Source organism: Mycobacterium sp. UM_Kg27 (assembly GCF_000972905.1).
In the GTDB taxonomy this organism is placed as follows: Bacteria; Actinomycetota; Actinomycetes; order Mycobacteriales; family Mycobacteriaceae; genus Mycobacterium.
This window is the reverse complement of record NZ_JRMM01000366.1, coordinates 1-271: the sequence shown is the minus strand read 5'-3', so window position 1 is coordinate 271 and position 271 is coordinate 1. Positions and strand designations below refer to the sequence as shown.

The window sequence follows — 271 nt, the reverse complement described above, 5'->3', positions numbered from 1 at the left end:
AACTTGTGGAACGAGGTCAAGGACCGGCTGGACAAGCCGGGCGGCGGGCTCTCCGGTGGGCAACAGCAGCGGTTGTGCATCGCGCGAGCCATCGCGGTGCAACCCGACGTACTGTTGATGGATGAGCCTTGCTCGGCGCTGGATCCGATCTCGACGATGGCCATCGAAGAGCTGATCTCCCAGCTCAAGCAGGACTACACCATCGTCATCGTCACCCACAACATGCAGCAGGCGGCGCGGGTGAGTGATCAGACGGCGTTCTTCAACCTGG

Annotated in this window: 1 protein-coding gene; it reads left to right on the top strand. The window is 62.0% G+C overall.

Features of this window, described 5'->3' with window-relative positions; genetic code table 11:
- The coding region (locus LI94_RS21665) for an ATP-binding cassette domain-containing protein (protein ID WP_046302561.1) at positions 1-271 on the top strand (271 nt) is incomplete at both ends.